The organism is Clavibacter lycopersici, assembly GCF_003576405.1.
Classification (GTDB): domain Bacteria; phylum Actinomycetota; class Actinomycetes; order Actinomycetales; family Microbacteriaceae; genus Clavibacter; species Clavibacter lycopersici.
Genome location: NZ_QWGT01000465.1, coordinates 1 through 781 on the forward strand (window position 1 = coordinate 1; position 781 = coordinate 781).

Annotated in this window: 1 pseudogene; it reads right to left on the bottom strand. The window is 76.7% G+C overall.

Features of this window, described 5'->3' with window-relative positions:
- Positions 1-410: 410 nt before the first annotated feature.
- A pseudogene (locus DZG00_RS15975) lies at positions 411-781 on the bottom strand (hypothetical protein); the annotation flags it as partial.

Sequence of the window (781 nt, forward strand, 5' to 3'; positions counted from 1 at the left end):
CTGGCTGGCGAGGGTGCCGCGGTCGGCCGGGCGGGCGCGGATCGCGAGGGCGGCGATGAGCCGACGCGTGCCGTCGGAGAGGGCGGCGCCGGTGGGATCGGGACCGGGCGAGGTCGAGGCGGGGTCGGTGCCGAGGCCCGCGACGCGGAAGCCGCCGAGCACGTCGACGCGGATCACGATGGCGTCCCCAGGGGGATCCGACGGGCGGCGACGGGCCGGACGCCGGAGGGCGGAGGGCTCGCCGAGCGGAGGGATCCGCCGCGAACCCGCTGATGCATCCGACACCTCCAACGCGGCCAACGTATCCGGTGGCGGGAGAAAACCCACCACGGATGTGCTTTTGGGGCTACGCGCGGCGGAGCGCCCGACGACGTGTCGTCGGGCGCTCCGCCACGGGATCCGCGGGGCCGCTATCGCTGGGCGGACCTGCGTCGTGCGTTCAGTCCCAGTCCGAGCGCACCCAGGACGAGGGCCGCCAGGCCCCAGCCGATCGTGGGCGTGGGGTCGTAGCCCGTCACGGGCAGCGATCCGCCGGGGGTGGTGCCCCCGGGGATGATCGGCGCGGCCGTGGTGCCCGTGGGGGTGGGCGTCCCGGCGGTCGGGGTCGGCGTGCCGACCGTCGGCGTGGGGGTCGGGACCGTCGCGGTGGGCGTGGGGACCGTCGCGGTGGGCGTCGGGACCGTCGCGGTGGGGGTCGGGACCGTCGCGGTGGGCGTCGGGACCGTGGGCGTCGGGGTCGGCGCGGTGGCCGTCGGCGTACACTCTTTCCCTAGACAAGAGC